This is a genomic window from Nitrospira sp. (assembly GCA_030692565.1).
GTDB lineage: Bacteria > Nitrospirota > Nitrospiria > Nitrospirales > Nitrospiraceae > Nitrospira_D.
On the sequence record JAUYAO010000059.1, the window covers coordinates 24519 to 46941 of the forward strand.

The 22423-nt window shown below is 58.8% G+C and carries 18 protein-coding genes; 4 read left to right on the forward strand and 14 right to left on the reverse strand.

Going from position 1 to position 22423, the window contains the following annotated elements:
• Window positions 1-5: 5 nt before the first annotated feature.
• The 6 genes from Q8N04_20000 to ispH all read right to left on the reverse strand — a co-directional run bounded on the left by Q8N04_20000 (window position 6) and on the right by ispH (window position 9549).
• A complete protein-coding gene (locus tag Q8N04_20000) occupies window positions 6-800 on the reverse strand; it encodes an ATP-binding cassette domain-containing protein (GenBank protein ID MDP3092960.1) in 795 nt (264 codons plus the stop codon).
• Window positions 767-1534 (reverse strand): MlaE family lipid ABC transporter permease subunit, encoded by a 768-nt coding sequence (locus Q8N04_20005; protein MDP3092961.1) that lies wholly within the window; start codon window positions 1532-1534, stop codon window positions 767-769. Before Q8N04_20005 ends, Q8N04_20000 begins: the two co-directional genes overlap by 34 nt.
• Window positions 1531-2373, reverse strand: a complete 843-nt coding sequence (locus Q8N04_20010; protein MDP3092962.1) for a hypothetical protein — start codon at window positions 2371-2373, stop codon at window positions 1531-1533. Before Q8N04_20010 ends, Q8N04_20005 begins: the two co-directional genes overlap by 4 nt.
• Window positions 2370-4544: a squalene--hopene cyclase gene (gene shc / locus Q8N04_20015; GenBank protein MDP3092963.1), complete on the reverse strand. Its 2175-nt coding sequence runs from the start codon at window positions 4542-4544 to the stop codon at window positions 2370-2372. The genes Q8N04_20010 and shc overlap by 4 nt, the downstream gene beginning before the upstream one ends.
• Window positions 4545-4727: 183 nt before the next feature.
• On the reverse strand, window positions 4728-8432 hold the full coding sequence (gene smc, locus Q8N04_20020) for a chromosome segregation protein SMC (protein MDP3092964.1): 3705 nt from the start codon (window positions 8430-8432) through the stop codon (window positions 4728-4730).
• A gap of 154 nt (window positions 8433-8586) precedes the next feature.
• Complete coding sequence (ispH, locus tag Q8N04_20025) at window positions 8587-9549, reverse strand: 4-hydroxy-3-methylbut-2-enyl diphosphate reductase (GenBank protein ID MDP3092965.1); 963 nt, start codon at window positions 9547-9549, stop codon at window positions 8587-8589.
• Window positions 9550-9731: 182 nt separating this feature from the next.
• Between ispH and Q8N04_20030 the strand changes: the two genes are divergently transcribed.
• Entirely contained in the window at window positions 9732-10442 is a 711-nt protein-coding gene (locus tag Q8N04_20030; GenBank protein ID MDP3092966.1) for a response regulator transcription factor, read from the forward strand.
• A complete protein-coding gene (locus tag Q8N04_20035; GenBank protein ID MDP3092967.1) occupies window positions 10439-12274 on the forward strand; it encodes an ATP-binding protein in 1836 nt (611 codons plus the stop codon). The genes Q8N04_20030 and Q8N04_20035 overlap by 4 nt, the downstream gene beginning before the upstream one ends.
• On the opposite strand, the gene Q8N04_20040 is transcribed toward Q8N04_20035, so the two are convergent.
• From Q8N04_20040 to Q8N04_20050, 3 genes are all read right to left on the reverse strand, one after another.
• Complete coding sequence (locus tag Q8N04_20040) at window positions 12247-13239, reverse strand: inorganic phosphate transporter (GenBank protein ID MDP3092968.1); 993 nt, start codon at window positions 13237-13239, stop codon at window positions 12247-12249. The genes Q8N04_20035 and Q8N04_20040 overlap by 28 nt on opposite strands.
• Before the next feature lie 28 nt (window positions 13240-13267).
• Window positions 13268-13885, reverse strand: coding sequence for a DUF47 family protein (locus Q8N04_20045; protein ID MDP3092969.1), 618 nt, complete (start codon window positions 13883-13885; stop codon window positions 13268-13270).
• 93 nt (window positions 13886-13978) lie between these two features.
• Window positions 13979-14971: a beta-ketoacyl-ACP synthase III gene (locus tag Q8N04_20050; protein ID MDP3092970.1), complete on the reverse strand. Its 993-nt coding sequence runs from the start codon at window positions 14969-14971 to the stop codon at window positions 13979-13981.
• A gap of 166 nt (window positions 14972-15137) precedes the next feature.
• Between Q8N04_20050 and bamD the strand changes: the two genes are divergently transcribed.
• Entirely contained in the window at window positions 15138-16070 is a 933-nt protein-coding gene (gene bamD / locus Q8N04_20055) for an outer membrane protein assembly factor BamD (protein ID MDP3092971.1), read from the forward strand.
• A 276-nt stretch (window positions 16071-16346) separates the two neighbouring features.
• Here bamD and Q8N04_20060 read toward each other — a convergent pair whose 3' ends face one another.
• The 5 genes from Q8N04_20060 to Q8N04_20080 all read right to left on the reverse strand — a co-directional run bounded on the left by Q8N04_20060 (window position 16347) and on the right by Q8N04_20080 (window position 20869).
• A complete protein-coding gene (locus Q8N04_20060) occupies window positions 16347-17081 on the reverse strand; it encodes a cytochrome c biogenesis protein CcdA (GenBank protein MDP3092972.1) in 735 nt (244 codons plus the stop codon).
• Window positions 17082-17095: 14 nt separating this feature from the next.
• Window positions 17096-17653 carry a TlpA disulfide reductase family protein gene (locus tag Q8N04_20065; protein ID MDP3092973.1) on the reverse strand — a complete coding sequence of 186 codons (558 nt, stop codon included), beginning with the start codon at window positions 17651-17653 and terminating at the stop codon, window positions 17096-17098.
• The gene (locus Q8N04_20070; protein MDP3092974.1) at window positions 17650-18294 is read right to left on the reverse strand and encodes a TlpA disulfide reductase family protein; all 645 of its coding nucleotides are present in this window, start codon (window positions 18292-18294) and stop codon (window positions 17650-17652) included. Before Q8N04_20070 ends, Q8N04_20065 begins: the two co-directional genes overlap by 4 nt.
• 147 nt (window positions 18295-18441) lie before the next feature.
• The gene (gene ccsB / locus Q8N04_20075; protein MDP3092975.1) at window positions 18442-19356 is read right to left on the reverse strand and encodes a c-type cytochrome biogenesis protein CcsB; all 915 of its coding nucleotides are present in this window, start codon (window positions 19354-19356) and stop codon (window positions 18442-18444) included.
• A 79-nt stretch (window positions 19357-19435) separates the two neighbouring features.
• Entirely contained in the window at window positions 19436-20869 is a 1434-nt protein-coding gene (locus Q8N04_20080; GenBank protein ID MDP3092976.1) for a cytochrome c biogenesis protein ResB, read from the reverse strand.
• Between the two features lie 371 nt (window positions 20870-21240).
• Here Q8N04_20080 and metK point away from each other — a divergent pair, with 371 nt between their 5' ends.
• Complete coding sequence (gene metK / locus Q8N04_20085) at window positions 21241-22389, forward strand: methionine adenosyltransferase (GenBank protein MDP3092977.1); 1149 nt, start codon at window positions 21241-21243, stop codon at window positions 22387-22389.
• The last annotated feature ends 34 nt before the right edge of the window (window positions 22390-22423 follow it).

The following is a 22423-nucleotide window of genomic DNA, read 5'->3' on the forward strand; positions in this document are numbered from 1 at the left end:
TCCCGTTACGAGCTTGCAGCGGCGCCGGACAGCACGACCGGCCCCCCGACTGAAATAAATTCCTGAATCTCCGGATCTGTCGTTCGAATGAATTCGGCAGGCGGGGCCATCACCGCAATCCGTCCCTGTTTCAAGATGGCGACATAATCGGACAGGAAGAAAATCTCCGGGATCTCATGACTGACCATGACCGCCGTAAATCCGAAGGTCCGCTGCGTCGCCGTAATCAACTCATGAATGGCCTTCGCCATCAACGGATCCAGTCCCGTGGTCGGCTCATCGAACAAGACAATCTCAGGCCGCATCACTAAGGCGCGGGCCAAGCCGGCGCGCTTCCGCATTCCTCCGCTGAGCTCTGCCGGAAATTTGTGCCCCATGCCGGCCAATCCGACCTGTTCGAGCATCTCGTTCACCCGCGCCGCCACTTCCGGCCCCTTCATGCGCAGCTTTTCTTTCAATGGAAAGGCCACGTTCTCAAAAACGGACATCGAGTCGAACAGCGCCGCCCCCTGAAACAACATCGAAAACCGCTTCCGCACTTCATTCAACGGCTGGCCGCGCAGGCGGGAAATATCGACATCGCCGACCCAGACCTGTCCCTCGTCCGGTTGCAGCAGCCCGATCATGTGCTTCAACAGCACACTCTTCCCCTCACCGCTGCGTCCGATAATGGTCGTCAACTTCCCGGCCGGAATCGTCAGGTCAACTCCCCGCAACACGGGCTGGGTTCCCAACGTTTTTTTCACACCGACAAGCTTGAGCATGCTTACAACAAGATCGACGTCAGAAAATAATCCCACACCAGGATCACCACAGAAGACAACACCACCGCCTCCGTCGTCGCCGAGCCCAATCCCTCGGCACTCATACGGGTATAGAAGCCCTTGTAGCAACAGACCCAGCTGATGATCAATCCGAAGCTGATGGATTTGAGAATTCCGCCGTAGACATCTTTCCATTCGACGGCAGACTCGATCGACGTCCAGTAGGATCCGGCATTCACGCCGAGGAGATCCACGCCGACCAGATACCCACCGTAGATTCCGACGACGTCGAAGAGGGCCACCAGCAACGGGACTCCGATCAACCCTCCGACCACCTTCGGCGCAATGAGATACTGGAGCGGATTGATGGCCATGGTGTCGAGGGCATCGATCTGTTCCGTGATGCGCATGATGCCGATTTCAGCGGTCATGGCCGAACCGGCCCGAGCCGTCACCATCAACGCCGCCAACACCGGTCCGAGCTCTCGAATCATGCTCAACGCAACGGCCGACCCGAGCAATCCCTCGGAGCCGAACTTCCGCAAGGTGTAATAACCTTGAAGGGCGAGTACCATGCCGGTGAATCCGGCCGTCAACACGACGACAAAGGTGGATTTATATCCGATGAAGTGCAGCTGTTTGACGAACTGGATGAACCGGAATGGCGGTCGCACCAGCCACCCGAACGATGACACGAGGAAAATGAGCATGCGGCCCATTTCCCGGACATACTTCAAGACCAGCCGCCCTATCGCTTCGAGCATCGTCATGGCGTCATCGTCATGTGTGAATCCGGCCTGACTCCGAAACGAGCATGGACTACGATCCGCAGACTATTCGTGAGCGCCGCCGCCGCGATGGCACTCTGTTTCCGCAACCGGTTGAGCCCCAGCAGACTCGACGGATGCGCAAGCAAAGCCCCTACGCCTTTTACCCACCCAGTGGGCCTGAGAAAGAGATTGAAGTCAAGAGGCAGTTCTTCCATCAATAAATCCGATACCGACCGCACGATGAGAAATGGCACCTGAGCCGCCTTCGCCTCACTCGCTATCGCCGCGCTCTCCATATCCAGCCCCGTCGCGCGCGTTTGTTCTGCCAAGGCCACTTTCTCCGCAGCACGGTGGACGATGCGATCCGCAGAAATGAAACAGCCGAAGGTGGCACGCGCAAGCGCCTCGCTCCCGCTCAACATGGCGCACCACCGTTGCCGTTCGTCCCCCGCCACCTCAAGATAGTCGAGCGCCTCTCCGTCACGAATCGTCGCCGCGCGAGTTCCAATCAGGATATCGCCGATGGCGGCCTGCGTCAGCGCGCAGGCGAATCCGCTCGAGAGGGCCAAGGCGAATGTCTGTTGCGACAGGACCTCCCGCGCGGCGGCATGCGCCTTCTGCGGACCCACCCCGGTCTGAATCACCCAGCACTCCCCCACGCCCGCCGACGCGCAATACCGCGGTCGCCCCTGCACCCTGTCCATGCGACCGCCGGGAACGGCGGCCCGCACTGCGGCAAACTCCCAGACCGTGGCGACGAATATCACAATGCGGATGAGGACCAGAGGAGCGACAGGAGAAGAAACCGGCACCGTCGTGAGAACGTGCGCGTCCGTCAACGATCAAACCGATAGCATCCGGAAGACTCGACGTGCTCCCGAAGCTCTTCGGCTCGCATGCGTCCCCGTGACCGGAGATTGCGATACATCGCGAGCGCCCACAGAGGGAAATACTGACAGTACCAGTGGTAGCGAAGATAGAACACGCGCGGGAATCCCGTGCCGGTATGCATGACTTCTTCCCAGGAGCCGTCCTTGAGCTGATGCCTGAGCAGATACTGCACGCCACGGGCGATGCTCAACGATTCCGTCACCCCGGCGGACATCAACGCCATCAAGGCCCAGGCTGTTTGCGAAGGGGTGCTCTGGCCTTTGCCGCTATGCGCGTCCTCCGCATAGGAGAGACAGGCCTCACCCCATCCGCCATCGGGATTCTGCTTGGACTCAAGCCAGGACACGGCCCGGCGAATGTAGGGAGACGAGACGTCTTCTCCGATCGCGCGAAGGCCCGCCAGCACCGACCACGTGCCGTAAATGTAATTCACGCCCCAGCGGCCATACCAACTCCCGTCCGCCTCCTGTTGCTTCTTGAGAAACGCCAGCGCCGGCTGCACCGCCGGATGGGACCGGTCGTAACCTAAGGCGCCCAGCATTTCTAGACAGCGCCCGGCGAGATCCGCCGTGCTCGGATCGAGTAACGCCTTATGGTCCGCGAACGGGATGTAGTTAAAGACAACCCGATTATTATCCTTGTCGTACGCGCCCCACCCGCCGTCGGAACTCTGCATGGCCAGCACCCATTGCATCCCACGGCGAATGGATTCCCGCAGGTCGGCCGGCTCCGGCATCTTGAGCTTCGCGAGCGCCATCAACACGACGGCCGAGTCGTCCACATCGGGATATAGCTCGTTTTCAAATTGGAAATACCACCCGCCCGGCTCGGCCTGCGGTGAAGAAATCGTCCAATCACCGACCGTTTTCGTCTGCCGGGACATAAGATAGCCACCCGCCTTCACCAGCGCCGGATGGTCTTGCGGCATGCCCGCTTCGATCAACGCATTCATGAGCAAGGCCGTATCCCAAATCGGAGAATGGCAGGGCTGCAGATGTAAGGTCGGGACACGCTGGCCATCCACCGTCGCGGTTTCGTGCACTTCCAGATCTTCAATCTCGCGAAGGGCTTTCTGCACCAGCGGGTCATCCATCTCATAGCCTAAGCACCGGAGCGCCAGCACGGAATTCGCCATCGCCGGATAAATCGCGCCCAGCCCGCCCTTCCCTTTGAGGTGATCCAACATCCACGTGGCAGCCTTGTGCATCGCCTTCTCGCGCAACCACAGGAGGGGCATCCGGTCATAGAGCTTGAGCACCGCATCGAGCATGACGAAGAAATTATGCGGCGTGAACCAGGCTTGATCTTTGTTGAAGGGCGGATACTTCCAGTACGGCACCTGCCCGCGTGGAACGAGATACAGCTCCTCGATACCCTGCTCTCGCGGAATCCGGCACACCGGTTGATGCGCAAACACGATCAGCAACGGAATGAGCACGGCGCGGGACCAATAGGAAATTGCGTAGATGCTGAAATAAAACCGCTTCGGCAGCAGCATGATCTCGACCGGCATGTGGGGCACGCCTTCCCAGTCGTACTGATCGAACAACGCCAAGGCAATTTTCGTGAAGACGTTCGCCTGCACGACTCCGCCCATGGTCATGATGCACTCACGCGCACGCAGCAAGCAGGGATCGGACGCAGGGATTCCGCTGAGCTTCAGCGCGAAGTAGGCCTTCACGGAGGCGCTGATTTCCGCGGGCCCACCGTAATAGATCGGCCAGCCGCCGTCGGGCAACTGCATGGACTTTAAATACCGGACGGCGCGTTCTTCCTTGACGGGATCGACGCAATCGAGAAACCTCCGCAACATCAGGTATTCCGACGTCAGCGTGGTATCGGCCTCGAGTTCAGCGACCCAGAACCCCTCGGCAGGATCCTGCTTGGATAAAAACCAGCTTTGACTCCGACGGATCGCGTCGTCGATCGCGTCCGGTTGACTCACGGTGTGAGCCGATGGGCGGCGCGATGAATCGGTGGCCGCCGACGGAGCCACTTTATCTGAGACCAGCCTGAGCGGAGGTGTTTGCGCATATTCGACCGCCGGATTGTATTTCCCCGGAATCGTCGCGAGCCAACTACTGGAGATCCGGTCAAACAGTGTGCGAAAGAGCTTCATGGAATCCTAGTGAACGCATGGAGATGGGGGGATAGACGTGACGGCGTGCCACATGGCCCTGGAGACGCCGACCCACCAGAGCGCGAGAGCCGCCCATCGGTGGGGGATATAACAGACACCCCTACGTGAGTCAAGCAACGAGAACGGAAAGTTCTCTGCGATATCCGAGCCTTGCAGCTTGCCTCAGGCCGGCTGGAGATCGCCCAACCGCACCGACACCAGCTTGGACACGCCCGGCTGTTCCATCGTCACACCGAACAACGAATCGGCAATCGCCATGGTGCGCTTATTATGGGTAATGACGAGGAACTGCGCGTTCTTCGACATCTCCCGAAGCACGCTGGTGAAACGCCCGATATTTTCCTCATCGAGCGGGGCATCGATTTCGTCGAGCAGACAAAACGGCGTCGGCCGGATCAAGAAACTGGCGAAGAGGAGCGCCATCGCGGTCAAGGTCTTCTCTCCTCCGGACAGCATCGTGATGCTCTTTAAACGCTTCCCCGGAGGCTGCGCCACGATATCCACACCCGGCTCTTGATTCCCTGCGCCTTCTCCGTTTTCGCCGACCGGCTCATCGACCAACAGCAGCTCCGCACGTCCCCCGGGGAAAAACTGGCCGAAGACTTCAGTGAACTTCTGCTGAAGCTCGGCGAAGGTGGTCACGAACATGTCCTTCGTCGTTTTGTTGATCCGCTGAATAATTTCCTTGAGGGAGTTGATCGACGTGGCAAGATCCTGCTCCTGAGTGGTGAGAAAGGTATAGCGCTGGTCGAGTTCCTGATGCTCGCTGATCGCGGCGAGATTGATCGGCCCCATGCGGTCGAGCCGTTCGCGCAGTTTTTGCAGTTGTTCCTTTAGATCAGCCTGTGGCGCCTGAGCCAATGGATTCGGAACCGCCTCAGCAGCGCCCTCGCTCCCGGCATCCGCGACAGCCTCGGGACCGGGTACCGCACCGCCGCTGGCGAGCGCAACCGGATCCATCTGATACGTTCCCGACAAGGTGCTTTCGACCGCGCTCAACTGCGTGCGCAGTTCAGCCCGCCGGACCTCCACCGCCATACGCGCATCCCGCACCGCCGACATGTCGCGACGCACCACGTCCAGACTGGCCTCTAACGACTGTCCGAGAGCCATCTCTTGAGCCTGCTGTTCTTGCGCGGCAATCAACTGCGCCTTAATCCTTGCCGCGGCCTCGCCGAATTCCTGGCACAACAGTTCCTGGCGGCTGCGTTCTTCCTGGCTGTGTTGAATGTCACGGTCCAATCCCTCAAGGTGACTCTGCAGGGCCTGCCGACGTTGTTCGCTTTCGACTTGCTGCTGCCTGATTCGCAAACGATTCGCCTGCTCATGCCCTTGTTTGGCACGCAGACTTTCGGACAGCAGTCGGGCTTCCGTCACCCGTTCTTGAAACACCCGGCCTTCTTGATCGATGGCCGTCAGCCGCTCCCGCACACGCCCTAAACTGGCCTCTTGCCCGGCCTTTTCGCTGAGCCACTGCCCTAACTGAGCCTGCGCTGAACGCGCCTCCTGTTCGAACCGCTGCCGGTCGACGATCCCTTTTTGTATCTCGGCGGCGATCCCGGCCAGACGCACGTCGAGATCCGCCATAAATTGCCGGAGGTTTTCTTCGTCCTTCCGTAAGGACAAATCCTGCATTTCCGTATCCCTTAGGGATTCGGCCAACTGCCGAATCTGCAAGGTCAAACTCTGCCCGAGCCCCTGCAACTCAAGACGCCGCTGTTTGTCGGACTCGACCGCTGCGGTGAGCTCGCTCCGCTTGGCCTCCAGGCTGACGACCTCGCGCCGACGCTCCAACAACCCTTGCCCCGCATGGGCATGGCCGCCGCTGATGACGCCGGAGGCATCCATTACTTCGCCCCCCAAGGTGACCAAGATCGGTCCCTCAGCCCCGGCCCAGAGCTGTCGTTCCCACAATCGCACCGCATGGTCCAACGACTCCACAATCACCACCCGATCGAACAGACAGTCTTTCGCCGCCGTGCGAGCCTCGTCCGCTTGAATCAAGTCGACCGCTCTGCCCACCACACCGGCCTGATCGGCGAGCGCCTGCCACCAGACCTGAGACCCTGATCCGGCGCGTTCCCAACGCGGCTGTTGCGGGATAAACGTCCCGCGCCCCAGTTCTTTCTCCCGAAGAAAACTAATCGCGCGCTGCGCCACCGACGGTTCATCGACAAACCACCCGTGCACACGCTCTCCTAAGACCGCTTCGACCGCCCGGTCCATGCCGGGAGGGATCACGAGCCATTCGGCGATCGCATCGCGAACTCCCTCGCAGGATTTGAGCGCCGTGCCTTCATCCTGGCCTTCCCGCCCGTACCCCATTTCTTCCCGCACGACGCCTTGCAGCGCCTGCAACCGTGAATCGACGGCCGCCAACTCTTCCGACCGCTGGAGGATGACACGATCGAGCTCCTGCTGTTCAGCCGCCACGTTGGACGCCTCAGTTTGAACGCTCTCTTGCTGCGCGCGAATCGTGGCGACCATGCGCCCGGCCTCGCCATACTCCTGTCTCAAGGCTTCATGGCGCGTCAACGCCGTCGATCGATGACCTTCCAGCTCTTCTTGCTCCGCGGCCAGCTTGGTCCCCCGATCGGAGACTTCGCCCATTCTGGCAATCAACTGCGCCACCGTCTGCTCGGTATTCGCCACCAGAACCGCCAGCTGCATAATGTCGAGACGCCCGCGCTCTTCCTCCGCCACGGCAGAAGCTCGCTGATGCAGGAGGCGCTCCATATCTTGATCCAGCGCGGCGAAGGCCTGCTCGCGCGACAGCAACTCCTCTTCAAGCGAGACCAGCGACGCTTCGATGGTTTCCAGCGAGTGCGCCAACTCCTCCTGGGCGTTCGCCAGACTTTCCAACTCATGGGACTCTTGCTGTTGCTGCTGTTCGAACAATTGGCTCCGGTTCCGCTCGACTTCGGCCGCCGTCAGCGCCTGCGCCTGCTGATGCTCGATCCGGCCCAGTTCCTCGCGGATCTTACCGGTCGACTCACCGATTTCAATCGCCCGCAAACGGGATTGCTCCAAATCCGTCGCGAACCGCGCCTGCCCGGCGGCCTTTTCGGACTCTTGTTGATCGAGACTCAGCACCTCGGCTTCGACGTCCTTCAAGCCCGTCCGTAACGCGACAAACTCCCTGGTCAGCAGTTCGATCTCGACCGAACGCGCTTCCTGTTGCAACGTCTGGTAGGTGCGCGCCTGCCGCGCCTGCCGCTCCAGGGAATTCAGCTGTTTCTTCACTTCCGCGATGATGTCACGGACGCGCAACATGTTTTGCTGGGTCGCGTCGAGCTTGCGAAGGGCTTCGGCCTTCTGCTTTTTGTACCGGACGATCCCGGCCGTCTCTTCAATCAATTCGCGCCGGTCTTGAGGCGATGCGTTCAGGATCTGATCGATCTGGCCCTGGGCAATGACCGTATGTCCCTTGCTGCCGGCACGCGTATCCATGAGCAGCGTCCGGATATCTTTGAGCCGGCAGGCCGTCTTGTTGATGAGGTATTCGCTGTCCCCGTTCCGGTAGAGCCGCCGCGTGATCATGAGTTCTTGGAACTCGGTCAACTCGCTCGGCAATCCCGACCCACCTTCCTGCGGCAGGGCCGTGTGATCGAGTCCGCCGATGATGAGCGAGACCTCCGCCATCCCGAGGGGCTTGCGCAATTCGGTGCCGTTAAAAATCACATCTTCCATTTTCTCGCTTCGCAACGTCTTGGTGCTCTGCTCGCCCAACACCCAGAGAATGGCGTCTACCACGTTGCTCTTGCCGCTGCCGTTGGGGCCGACGATAGCCGTCACCCCTTGCGGGAACTCGATCCTCGATTCGGCAAATGACTTGAACCCCAGCATATCGAGCGATTTCAAATACATCGATTCACCCTTGGTTGAGCAGCCGGATTGGCGAGCGAAAAAATAGCTCGGCCCTTGTAGCATAGGGCCAAAAGGAAATCAAAATAAAATACCGCGGGTAGTAGGGGGCCGTTCAGCCCCCTACTAGATATATGAATTTCTCAGAGTGAGACGATTATCTGGCGGCGCCCGCAGCGGGCTTACTGGCGGATTCGATCTGAACGAGTTCTTTGGGCAGGAGAAATTCGACGTCTTCTTCAATCACGGTCAGCTCTTCCACCTCTGATGGGCCAGAGCTCTTGAGGAACGCCACGACTTCCGTCACCAGGACTTCCGGAGCTGATGCGCCGGCAGCGATCCCGACCGCCTTGGCCGACTTCAACCAATCCGGGTGAATATCACTGGCGGAATCGATCAGATAGGACGGGATCCCGCATTGCTCCCCTAACTCGCGCAGGCGGTTGGAGTTCGAACTATTCGGCGATCCAATGACCAGGATGACATCCACCAAGCGGGATAATTCTTTCACCGCATTTTGCCGGTTTTGCGTCGCGTAGCAAATGTCTTCCTGGTGCGGGCCCTTGATGTTCGGGAACCGCTTATTGAGCGCGCCGACGATGTCCCGGCACTCATCCACGCTGAGCGTCGTCTGCGTCACATAGGAAAGATTCAGCGTGTTATCCACATGGAGCTTCTCCACGTCTTGGACCGAGGAGACCAGGTGGAACTTATCGGGAATCTGCCCCAGCGTCCCAATCACCTCGGGGTGTCCGGCATGGCCGATGAGAATCAACTCATAGCCCTGCGTGTATTCCCGATTCACTTCATTGTGAACCTTGATGACCAGCGGACAAGTGGCATCGATGACGTGTAGCCGGCGCTGATTCGCCTCCGCCCACACCGACTTCGCGACGCCATGCGCGCTGAAAATCACCACCGATCCTTCCGGCACTTCACTGAGCTCTTCCACGAACACGGCGCCCTTGTGGCGAAGCGAATTGACGACGTGGCGGCTGTGGACGATTTCATGGCGAACATAAATAGGGGCGCCGTACTTTTTGAGCGACAGATCTACGATATCGATCGCTCGATCGACCCCGGCACAAAATCCCCGCGGATTGGCAAGGTATATCTTCATAAGGCTTCAGGCTCCTTCAATGGTTGACGAGACCAGACCGACCCCGGTCGGCTCACCGCACGCGTTTCACCTTACGTCAGATCGTCCAATGTCGTCAACAGATTCACTCCGTCGACCGGCCCCTTCCGTGCCCCGGCCGCTTGACAGGACATCCCCTCCCCCGTAGGCTGAGACCCGCCATTATGAGTACCGCGTCCATCAAAAAAGTCCTCATCGTCGAAGACGAGAAAGACATCCTTCAACTCGTTAAGCTCTACCTGGAGAAGGAAGGGTATCGGACCGTCACGGCCTCGACGGGATCGGAAGGGCTGGCCCAGGTTCGCACGGAAAAACCCGACCTCGTCGTCCTCGACTTGATGCTCCCCGAAATCGACGGGCTCGAAATCTGTAAACGCCTTCGCTCAGCCCCCGATACCGCAATGCTGCCGATCATCATGCTCACGGCCAAGGCCGAGGAATCAGATACGATCATCGGCCTCGAGTTAGGGGCCGACGATTATGTGACCAAGCCGTTCAGCCCGAAAACGCTGGTCGCGCGAGTGAAAGCGCTGTTCCGCCGGCTCGAACGGAAACCGGAGGACGGCCCGACCCGTTTCACCTACGGCCCGCTGATCCTGGATCTCACTCGCCATGAAGTCACGATAAAAGGGAAAGAAGTCCCCCTCACGGCGAAAGAGTTTGGGCTGCTCGAACATCTGCTCCGCCATCCCGGACGAGTACTGACGCGCGATGTCCTGCTCAACGCCGTCTGGGGCTATGAGTACTACGGAACCACCCGAACCGTCGATGTGCATATCCGTCGGCTCAAACAAAAGCTCCCGTTGCTGGATGACGCCATTCTCTCCGTGAAATCGCTCGGCTATAAGCTCAAAGAAGCGGACGGGTCCGGATGAGATTGTCCATCCGCTGGAAGGTGACCCTCGGCAGCCTCCTCGCCGTCACCTGCGGGCTTGCAGTCGCCGGCCTGCTGGCCATGCAATCGCTCGAGCAACAAGAGATCACACAACTCAACGACATGCTGGACGCCAGAACCAACCTGGTGGAATACAGCCTCCGGTCGGCGTTCCCCGCGCCGCGATCCCAGGAACAACAGACGCACCTGAGAGACGTCGTCCGTCAGCTGGGAGCGAGAGCGCTGGCTCGGGTGACGCTGGTCACTGCAGACGGCACCGTCATCGCCGATAGCGCCGTGGACGACGCGGGACTCTCGGCAGTCGAAAATCACCTCTCGCGGCCGGAGGTTCAACAAGCGCTCGCGACCGGCCAGGGACGAGATATACGCGCCAGCCGCACGACCGGCGCTCGTACTATGTATCGCGCGCTCCGAACGGAGTTGCGCCATGGAGGCAAGTCGGTTGTCCTGCGCGTCGGCCTGCCGATGACGATGCTGGAGCGGGAGACGGCCACACTCCAACGCAATCTGGCCATCGCGCTCGGGGTCGCCTTTCTGATGGCCCTCCTGCTCAGCCTCTGGATGGCCCGCAATATTACGAAGCCGCTCTCGGACATCGCCAGCGTGGCTCGCCGGCTTTCGGCGGGCGATGCGACGATTCGCATCCAGGTTCACTCCCAAGATGAGGTCGGCCTGCTGGGCGAAACCCTCAATCATATGACCGACCAGCTCCGCACGAAGATCGACGAACTCTCGGAAGACCGCGCTCAACTCCTCGCCATGTTGACCTCAATGGTCGAGGGCGTCATGGTCTTGGACTGCCGAGGGCGCATTCTCCAGATCAATCCGGCACTCGAGCGCATGTTCGATGTCCGCCGCACTGAAATTCGCGGGCAGATCAGCACGGAGGTGTTGGCCCATCCGGAACTCAACAGCCTGATCACGACCATCCTCACGAATCGGGCCGGCCAGGAAGCGGAGATTACCCTCACGCCAGGGGGGCGCTGTCTCCATATCGAAACCTCGGTGGCGGGATGCGAACGGGAAAACGAAGCTTGCGCCGTGCTGGTCTTTCACGACATCACCGAACTGCGCCGCCTGGAAAAAATTCGCAAAGACTTCGTGGCCAATGTGTCGCATGAATTGCGCACCCCTCTGACGTCGATTAAAGGCTATGTGGAGGCGCTATTGGATGGAGGGAAAGACGATCCGGACACCGCCGTCAGCTTTCTCACGATCATCCTGAAACAGAGCGACCGGCTCAACCTGATCTTGGAAGACCTGCTGGAGTTGTCCAAAATCGAGTCGGGAAGAGTGTCATTTAAAGAAGACCCTCTCGATCTCCGTAGTTTGATCGAACGGACCCTCTCGATGATCAAACCCCTGGCCGACAAAAAAGGGCACCGGCTCGTCTCCCGCATCGACGACCGGATTCCGCCCATCGCCGGGGACGAAGGTCGCCTCGCGCAAGTCCTAACCAACCTCCTCGACAACGCCGTGAAATACACCCCCGAGCGGGGGACGATTACCGTGACAGCCAGAAATGTGCCCGACCAGGCAATAGAACTTACCGTGAGCGATACAGGCCTCGGGATACCTGAGCAGGATCGCCCGCGCGTCTTCGAGCGCTTCTACCGGGTCGATAAAGCCCGCTCACGCGAACTGGGAGGAACCGGACTCGGCCTCGCCATCGTGAAGCATATTGTGGAAGGACATGGGGGACAGGTGTGGGTAGAGGCTCACGCCCCGCAGGGAAGCCGCTTCGTGGTCCGTCTGCCGATCACTCGCCAGACGAGAGGGCCTCTTCACGCAAAAGAGGACAAAATCATATAGACGAGGGCGCCCAGGGCTCCCGCCCCCGGCATGGTAAAAATCCAGGCGGAGAGAATCTTCGTCGTCACACCCCACCGCACCGCGGAGAGACGTTTGGTCGCTCCGACCCCAAGGATCGACGAGGTGATCGTGTGCGTCGTACTCACGGGCAGACCAAAGTGCGCCGTGAACAAGAGAACACTGGCCGCGCCGGTCTCGGCGGCGAATCCATGCACCGGATCCAGCTTGACGATCCGCATACCGAGCGTACGCATGATCCGCCGGCCCCCGACCATCGTGCCCGCGCCCATCGCCAGCGCACAGGACACCACGACCCATGTCGGCACCTCCGACGAGGTCAGCTGGCCGGATGACACCAGCGCCAGCGTGATAATCCCCATCGCCTTTTGCGCGTCATTGGACCCATGGCTGAAGGCCATAAAACTCGCCGACAGTAACTGCAACCGGCTGAAGACTTTCTGCGCCACGCCCCGCGGCACCTTGAAGAACGACCAGCTGACCGCCACCATAATCAGCAATCCCATCAAGAACCCGAACAACGGAGAGAAAATCATCGCCTCAAGAATCGCCCGCAACCCTTTGAACTGCACCACCGACCAGCCCCCGTGCGCCACGGCCGATCCGACTAAGGCGCCGATCAAGGCATGCGATGAACTCGTCGGCAAGCCCAGAATCAGCGTGACGAGATTCCACAGAATCGCGCCGGCCAGCGCGGCCCCCACCACCACACTGGTGATGGCCTCGGGGAAGACGATTCCGCCGCCGATCATCTTCGCCACGGCGGTGGAGAAAAACGCGCCGGCCACATTCAGCACACCGGCCCACATGACGGCCGCCAAGGGGCTCATCACCCTGGTCGACACCACGGTCGCCACCGCGTTCGCGCAATCGTGCCAGCCGTTCGAAAAATCGAACAGCAGCGCCAGCACAACGGTCAGCAATAAAAACCCCGTCAAATCAGGCATGATTGTCCAATACTAAGGCGGGCCCCCGTCAGTTATGCTTCAAGACGATCCGCTCGAGAATGTTGGCGACGTCTTCACATCGATCGGTTCCCGCCTCGAACGTCTCGTAAATCTCTTTCCACTTAATGACGGAAATCGGATCGGTCTCTTTCTCAAACAGGCCGGAGATGGCATCGCGCGACACACGGTCGGCTTCATTCTCCAGGCTGTTCACTTTCACACTGCATTCGTTGATCTGCGCATGCGACATCCCTACACGATCGACCGCCTGGCCGACCGCGACCGAGGCTTGATAGAGAATATCGGCCAGGCGAATCGCCGACTCGGTCGGCTTGGTAATTTTATAGATGACAAACCGGTCCGCCACGGCTTCCACGGCATCGAGAATATCGTCCAGCGCGCTGGACAGGTCGTGAATGTCTTCACGATCGATGGGCGTAATGAAGGTCTGATTGAGCTTGGTCGCGATGTCGTGCGTGATGCCGTCGCCGATATGCTCGACATCTTTAATGTGCTTCGCCTGCGCCGCAGGATCGCCAAACTGATCCATCATGTTTTTCAGCAGGCGGCTCCCCTCGATCATATTGTGGGCGGCCTTCTTAAACATGTCGAAAAAGGCGTCTTCTTTGGGTATGAGACTAAACATCGCAGTCCGCGCTCCTGAATGGTGAATTGCTGCCCGTGATCGTGTCCGCGAGCAATGTGACGCACGCCTTCCCTGCCTGCACGGTTTCCCCGGCTACCACCGCAGTAAGCCTGTCGCCCAGGTCAGGCCGCCCCCGAAGCTTCCTAACAGCACCACATCGTCCGTTCGAATCTTTCCCGCCCGGACTGCCGCATCGAGCGCAATGGGGACGGACGCCGAGGAGGTATTCCCGTACCGGTCGATCACAGACATCAGCCGATCAGCCGGAATGCCCAGCCGGTCCGCCACATTCGAGAGAATCCGGCCGTTGGCCTGATGGAGTACGACCTGACTGAGTTCATCGATCCGGACACCAAATTCTTTGAGAAGGTCCTGCACCGCCTGCTCGACCCGCCTGACGGCGATGCGAAATAGCGACGCACCTTGCATCCGCAACACATGTTCATGATGCGCTACGGTCTCCGCCGACGCCGGCACCCGTGATCCGCCGGCGGGCACGCGGATCAGATCATGTTTCGACCCATCCGAATGGAGCCGAATCCCGAGTACTCCGCGGCCCTTCGGTCCCTGATTGTCCTCACCCCGCACCACGACAGCCCCGGCACCATCACCGAATAAAACCGCGGTCGCCGCATCGGTCGGATCCAAAAATCTCGACTTCACTTCAGCCGCCACGACCAGGCAGGTTGTTGCCTGCCCGCTCAAAATCATGGCATTGGCCATCGACAACCCATAGAGGAACCCCGAGCAGGACGCAGACACATCGAATGCGGCCACTCCGCGACAGCCTAACCCTCGCTGAACAAAGCAGGCAGTCGAGGGGAATGCCATATCCGGCGAGGTGGTCGACAGGATAATCGCATCCACCTCTCCTGCTGAACATCCGGCTGCCTGGAGGGCGTGACGGCTCGCCTCCATCGCCAGATCCGAAGAAGCCTGGCCCTCAGCCGCCCACCGCCGCTCGCGGATACCCGTCAGCCGCTCGATCCTGGCCGGCGACAGTCCCAGAGAGCCCGCGATCTCGCTATTGGCGACGATTCGCTCAGGGAGATAACTGCCGGTTCCTATGACACGCATTCGTTTCATGGCAATTGACCACTCTCGGCGCGGCGAGGCCATCCATATTGGTTTTATTTGATGCGCGGCGGGATTATAGGGGGCAGCGGGGAGCCGGTCAACCAATCAGGCGTGCCATTGCTTTTAGGCCCGGTTCTTGTTATCAATTTAGCGGTCCAGGAAAGGAATCGACCAGTTGCCACGCATCCAGAAGAACCACCATCGTCAGTCCCGCATTCTGACCAGCGGCCTTCTGCTCATTTCATTGCTGGCCATTGGATGTTCCAGTACGCCCAAAGAGCCGGCCGTTGCGGCAGGGGCCAAGGCTGTCGGCGGCACCGATGAGCAGATCTTCCTCGGCGACACGATCGAGAAGAACTACGATCCGAACGTCATCATGAAGCGCGGCGAGGCCTTTTTCGACAAGGAAGAATACGCCGAAGCGCTCGTCGAATATAACCACTTCCTCGACCTGCATAAAAGTCATGTGCTCGCCCCCTACGCCGCTTTTAAGATAGGCGAGTCCCATTTCAAAATGGCAAAGTCCATCGATCGGGACCCTGAACCGCTGACCAAAGCCATCACGGCACTCGAGCGCATGCGCAAGGACTTTCCCGGCAGTCGATACGATGCCCAGGCGCAACAAAAGATCCAGGAATGCCACGAGTGGCTCGCCCAGATGCACCTCTTCGTCGGGCAGTTCTACTACCGCCGCGAGTCGTATTTAGCCGCCGCTCATCGATTCGAACAGATCATGAAGATCTATCCGGATAAACCGGTAGCCCCCGATGCCCTCTATTTCCTGGCTTTGAGTTATCATGAACTGGGGGCAGACGATTGGGCGGCCGACAACTTGACCTTACTGGCTGAAAAATATCCCACCAGCAAAGTGGCCGCCGACGGAAAGTCGTTGATGGCCAAGCTCGGTGGCAAGAAATCAGATACTCTGATCGCCAAAGACCCAAGCGCCACGCCTTTTTCGGATGCCCGCCCCTATGCCTCCCCAAGCGACAGATCCGATCTTCCCAACATCCCCAGTGCGGCCTCTGCATTCGGCGCACTCAAGCTACCCTCAGCCAATGCCCTGGGCCAATCCTTCACCGCCTGCCGTCTCGGCGCCTGGTGCTGAAAACCAGCAACCGGGGAAACTTTAATTTCCGGAAAAAGCTATCGTTTCTTAGCGGATCGGACTACGAGAGTCGCCAAGGTTGTTGCGGGATGTTCAAAACGATCTTCCGGCAAGGCCGCAGGTGAGGGCAGGACCGAGGAGGTACATACCAAGCTTCGCTTGATCCGCTCGCTTCGATCAACTGCGAGCGGGTAGGTACTTTGCCTCCGGTAGGCTCTGTACGTTGAGGGACTGAACGAGCCGAGAACGACGCTGGAAGTCGTTTTCAACGTCCCGCTACTGGCTGAGGTACCAGCCGATGCCATACCGTTCAAGGAAGCTGGTGATCATCGTGAGGGAATTGGCGTAGATCATGACGCCCACCACAATGAGCAGCACGCCGCTCACCGTTGACACGCCCCAGAGATAGGCGCGCACCTCTTTAAAATAGGCCAGGAAACGGTCGACTCCCAGCGCCGTGAGAAACAGCGGCAAGCCCAACCCCAGGGAGTAGCACGCCAACAAGACCACCCCGCTCCAGAGCGAATCGGTCGTGCTGGCGTAAAGCAGAATCGTACCCAACACCGGGCCGACGCAGGGCGTCCATCCGGCAGCAAACGCCACTCCGATGAAGAACGACCCCAAATAGCCGGCCGGACGATTGCGGAACTGATACCGGTGCTCCACCTTCAAGAAGTTGAGATTCAGAATACCCAGCAGATAGAGCCCGAACACAATGATCATCACGCCGCCGATCCGGCGAATGTGATCCTGATAGGTGATCAGGATTTGCCCGAGAAAGCTGGCAGAGGCGCCGAACGCGATGAATACCGTCGAAAACCCGCCGATGAACAGGAGCGCATTGAGAATGATGGCGGATTTGAACTTGTTCCGTTCGCTCGCATCCGTCAGTTGTTCGACCGAGAGCCCGGTGATGTAGGAAATGTACGATGGCACGAGCGGCAGCACGCACGGCGATACGAAGGACAGCAGACCGGCTGAGAACGCGGCGAGCAGAGAGATCTGTGGCATGGATTGCATCATCGTCAGGATTTCATGAGGGCCTGAATCAGTGCGCGCGCATCAGGGCCGCCCCAATCACGGGCGCCCGGCACCTTCTGCCTGACAATGCCGTTGCGATCGACCATGAACGTCATAGGCAAACTCCGCGCGCCGTACATCAACCCGACGCGATACTCGGCATCGTGCAGGATCGGGAAGGTGAATCCCATTTCCTGTTGAAAGGGCCGAGTCACCGCCGCGCCCTGTGGATCGGTAGAGACGGCGAGAATCTCGAAGTCTTTGCGCGAGTAGCTCCGATACAACTGCTCCATCGCCGGCATTTCGATCCGACAGGGCCCGCACCAGGTCGCCCAGAAATTCACAAGCACCACTTTCCCGCGCAACTGGGCAAGCGACACGACGTTCCCATCCAGATCACGCAGCTGAAAATTGGGGGCTTCGTCGCCCACCTTGACGACCCCGCGATCGGCAACCGGCAGAGCGCGCGCGCCGGCCTCTCCATGAGTCCAGGCCGATACTCCGGTAGACGTATCCAGCAGACCGAAACTGCTCAACAGCAACGCGACCCATACCCGCTTCATAATGCCCCTTCAGAACTTCCAGGCTTCATCGTACCACGGCCCTGGGGAAATGCGGGTTGGGGGGTCACATTCAGCAAGGTCGCAAGCGTCTTGAGGTTGTCGATCCTCGTCCAGTCTTTCGGACCAATGATGATCTCTCGCACGATGCCCTGCTGATCGATGATGAAGGTCTCAGGTACTCCCAGCCGTTTATAGGGCTTGTCCGTGATGCCCCACGAATCGATAAGCACCGGGAAAGTCAGGTTCAGGCTCTTGACGAACGGAGGAATATCCTTCGTGGTCGTCACCCGATCGATACTCACGGCGAGTACGACCAACCCGTCTTTCTCAAAGCTCTTATTGAGGACCTCCATCGAAGGCATTTCCTCCCGGCAGGGAGCGCACCACGTGGCCCAGAAATTCAAAAAGACCACTTTCCCGCGAAAGTCGGAGAGCCGATGGGGCTTGTCGTTTAGATCGATCAGAGAGAAATCCGGCGCCGCCTTCCCAACCACCAGCGGCTCATACTTCGAACTCTGCAGCCAGACAATGGCAAACGTCACGACGAGCACCACTGCGCCGGCGGCCAGGATAAACAACCGCGAACCGCCCTTCGGCCGTTCCTGATTGGTGGGTTGAGAAGAAGTTACCTGATCAGCCAAGACAAATCTCCCGTACAGTTTGCAGGATGCTCAAAATGGCCGTTCAGCAAGGCCGCAGCGAGTGAAGAGGCGAAGGCGTACGCTCTGGTACGTTGAGCCTCTGAGCGACGCGAGAACGCCGCTGACGGACTTTTTCAGCATCCTGCTCTAGGCGTAGGCGTGCAAGCCGGAAAGCAAGAAATTCACACCCCAGAAACAGAAAATCACCATCAAGAATCCGAACACCGCGTAGATCGCCGCCTTATGGCCTTCCCAGCCACGGGTCATCCGGGCATGGATGTAGGCGCCGTAAATCAGCCAGACGATCAGCGACCAGGTTTCTTTAGGATCCCAGCTCCAATAGCCGCCCCACGCATAATTCGCCCACATGGCGCCGAGAATAATCCCGAAGGCCAGCATCGGAAACCCGACGGTAATGGCTTTATACCCTAACTCATCAATCGTTTCGAGATCGGGAAATGCGGCATAGAAGCCGGTTGTTTTCCCGAGACGCTCCGCCCGCTCCTTGAAGAGATACATCACGCCAAGCCCCCCCGCTGTCGCAAATGCGGCGTAGCTCGTCAACGTCACGGACACATGGATGTAAATCCAATAGCTGTTGAGCGCCGGCACCAACGGTTCCGCCGTCTGATAGCGGTAGGGCAGGAGCGATGCGGCCCCCATAGCAATGAATCCGATGCCAACGACGAAAGCCCCAATCGCCTTAATCTTGTACCGCATCTCCAGGAGCACATAGCTGAGAATAATCGCCCAGGAAACATAGGCCATTGCTTCGAATTGATTCGACCAGGGCGCGAAGGTACCGGAGTGTTCCATCCGCTCGAATGCCCGGGTGAAGAGCGCGCCGGTGTTCAGCATCCATCCGAAGATGGTCACGAGCGTCGCGACTTGGCCAAGCTGCGTCGCCCACACGCCGTCACGCTCATCGAAACTATCCGGGAGATGCCCTGCCGGGGCGAGCGCCATCGACGGGCGCCGGGCGAACAAATACCCGATGTACAACACCAACGCGGCCAGATACAGCCAGAAGGTCATATCGAACAGAAACAATGACTTCATCATCACATATCCTCCGTCTATCGACTGCGCAGCGTCCTGCGCCCCGGCATCATACCCAAGGACAAGGCCGGTCGCTACCGGCTCACGCCTTGAACGTCTGGATCTTTTCCGTCAGCTTCCGGAATTCTTTTTGAAAATCGATCTGGCTTTTATGAGTCGTCCCGCCGAGATGGACCGTCACCCCCGTCTGACCCGGCACAATCTTGGCCCAGAGACGGCGATGGAAGATGAACGACGAAAGCGTAATGCCCACGACGATCATGGTACACCCCGTCCACACAATATTGATCCCGGGATTCTTCGCGATCTGGAGCCCGGTGAACTTCCTCGGCTTATACCCGACCAGTTCGAATTGGTACTTGGAGTCTTTGATATTGAAGAGGTCGGGAAATTGTTGAAAGAGCCACGGCGTGGCCTGCACGGAATCCCGTTCATTGATCACCAGCTTCACCGCAGGATTCGCATGCTCGATGGTCTTGGAATAGACCTTCTTTTCCGTGGAATTGAAGGCAAAATCTGCCACGAAATCCGTGATCGATAGTTTCACATTGAGGTCGGGCAGTGCCTGTTCCTTCTGCCATTCGAGATCGACCGTCTTCAATACCTTGTCAGTCTCTTTATCCTTGATGTTGACCCGCGCGACTTCGACCTGGTCCCACGCGTCGCCATAGCTGGATTGATAAAACCAGATCCCCTTGTAGACCAGCGGATCATTCACCGAAATCGTCTTGGTGACCACCGACTGCCCGCCGTCCACCACGGTTAAGGTGCTGTTGTACGATTTGACCGACCCGTTCTCGTGATAGTCGATCCAGAATTTATCGACCTTCAAGTCGAAGTTGCCTCGAGGGATATGATAGGTCTGGCCTTCCAGGCACACGCCGAACTCCTGAAACCCATAATAGGTCCCAAGCAACCCGCCGAAGATAATGACGGTCGCGCTCAAATGGGCCATGTGGGCGCCGACACGTCCCATTACCCCTTTGGTGGCGTAGACCGTCACTTCTCCCGGCTCATTTTTCGCGAGAACCCGGTACCCCTTCGTTACAAAATGATGCACCATCTGCTGGGCCACCGCTTCTTTGGTGTTGTCGAGGGGAATTTCCGCTTGCTGTTTCATGTTCTTGATGAACGCCATCGTGACGCCCACCTTGTCCTGCTTCATGGAGCGCCAGACGGAAGGGAACCGCTTATAAAAACAGGTCAGCGAATTGACGCAGAGCAGGCCGAGCAGACTCGTGAACCACCAGGTGTGATAGACATCTGTAAACCCCAGGCGAAGAAACCACCGGTACGCGTTCTCCCCGTACTCCTGAACATAGACCTCTGCCCGTTCACCTTGCTGGATCACCGTCCCGATCGTCGCGGTGATCGCAATAAACAGAAACAGGAAGATCGCGAGCTTGACGGAAGCAAAGAATTCAACGAGTTCACGCGAGAACTCCTCCCAGCCTAAACCGGGAGTCGACGGACGGATTGAGGGCTCTTTGGGGAGGGCGTCAGGTTGGCTATTCATGCAGCTCTATATTCGTCTTCGGCCCGGGCAATACTCACTCGTACGGAGAATTTTGGATGATCCCCAAAACAATCTGTTGCCGATTCTCTCGGCATCTCCGCTGAGTCTACGTCCCGGCCGAAGCTTTGGATTGCCAAAAGCGCTTCTAAGTGCGCGAAAATTTTGTCATCTTACAAGTGGATTTTGCCGAGTGTCAAGCAACGCCAGCGCGCCCAGGAAAGCGTGCCCCTACTATCGAATAAATAGACAAAAGAGCCTTAGTCCGCTAAGATTCAGCCAATTCTACAGAAACGAACCCGTCGCGGGCACAGTGCTCACCTGGCCAGACACCACACAGACGGTTTTCGACAACCAGAAACTAGAGGGGGTTCATGAGAAACAACTATCTATTTACTTCTGAATCAGTCACCGAAGGGCATCCCGATAAGATTGCCGATCAGATTTCCGACGGAATCCTTGATGCAATCCTTGCCCAGGACAAATACTCGCGCGTCGCCTGCGAGACGATTCTCACGACCGGCATCGCCTTTGTCGCCGGTGAAATCTCGACCAAGGCCTATGTGGAAATTCCCGATATCATCCGCGAGGTGATTAGGGATGTCGGCTATAACGATGCCTCCTGGGGATTCGACTCCCACACCTGTTCGGTCCTGACAGCCATCCACCAGCAGTCCGGCGATATCGCCATGGGTGTGGACTCCGGCGGCGCGGGTGACCAGGGATTGATGTTCGGCTACGCCACCAACGAAACCACCGAGTTGATGCCGATGCCGATCGTCCTGGCTCATCGCCTCACCAAGCGCCTCGCCGAAGTGCGCAAGAAGAAAATTCTCAACTGGGTGCGCCCGGACGGTAAGTCCCAGGTGACCGTCGAATACAAGAACGGGAAACCCGTGCGCATCGATACGATCGTCGTATCCACGCAGCATAGCCCCGACGTCACCAATAAGCAGATCGAACGCGACATCATGGAGAAGGTCATCAAGCCCGTCATGCCGAAGGGGCTCTATAACCCGACCAGCGTGAAGCACCACATCAACCCGACCGGCCGCTTCGTGGTCGGTGGTCCGATGGGTGATACCGGTCTTACCGGTCGCAAGATCATCGTCGATACCTACGGCGGCCACGGCAGCCACGGAGGCGGCGCCTTCTCCGGCAAGGATCCGACAAAGGTGGACCGCTCGGCCTCGTACATGGCCCGCTACATCGCCAAGAACATCGTCGCCGCCGGGCTCGCCGACAAGTGCGAAGTCCAGCTCGCCTATGCGATCGGCGTAGCCGATCCGGTTTCAGTGCTGGTCGATACCAAAGGCACTGAGAAAATGGCCGTCGAGAGCCTCGATAAACTCGTGCGCAAGCACTTCCCGTTGACCCCGCGCGGCATCATCGATCATCTCAAGCTCCGCCGGCCGATCTTCCGCAAGACCGCGGCCTATGGGCACTTCGGCAGAAACGAACCGGAGTTCACGTGGGAAAAGATCGACAAAGCCAAGGCCTTGCGCCGGGACGCAGGCCTTTAAATTGAGATAGTCCCTGACCGATACGGTAAGAGGG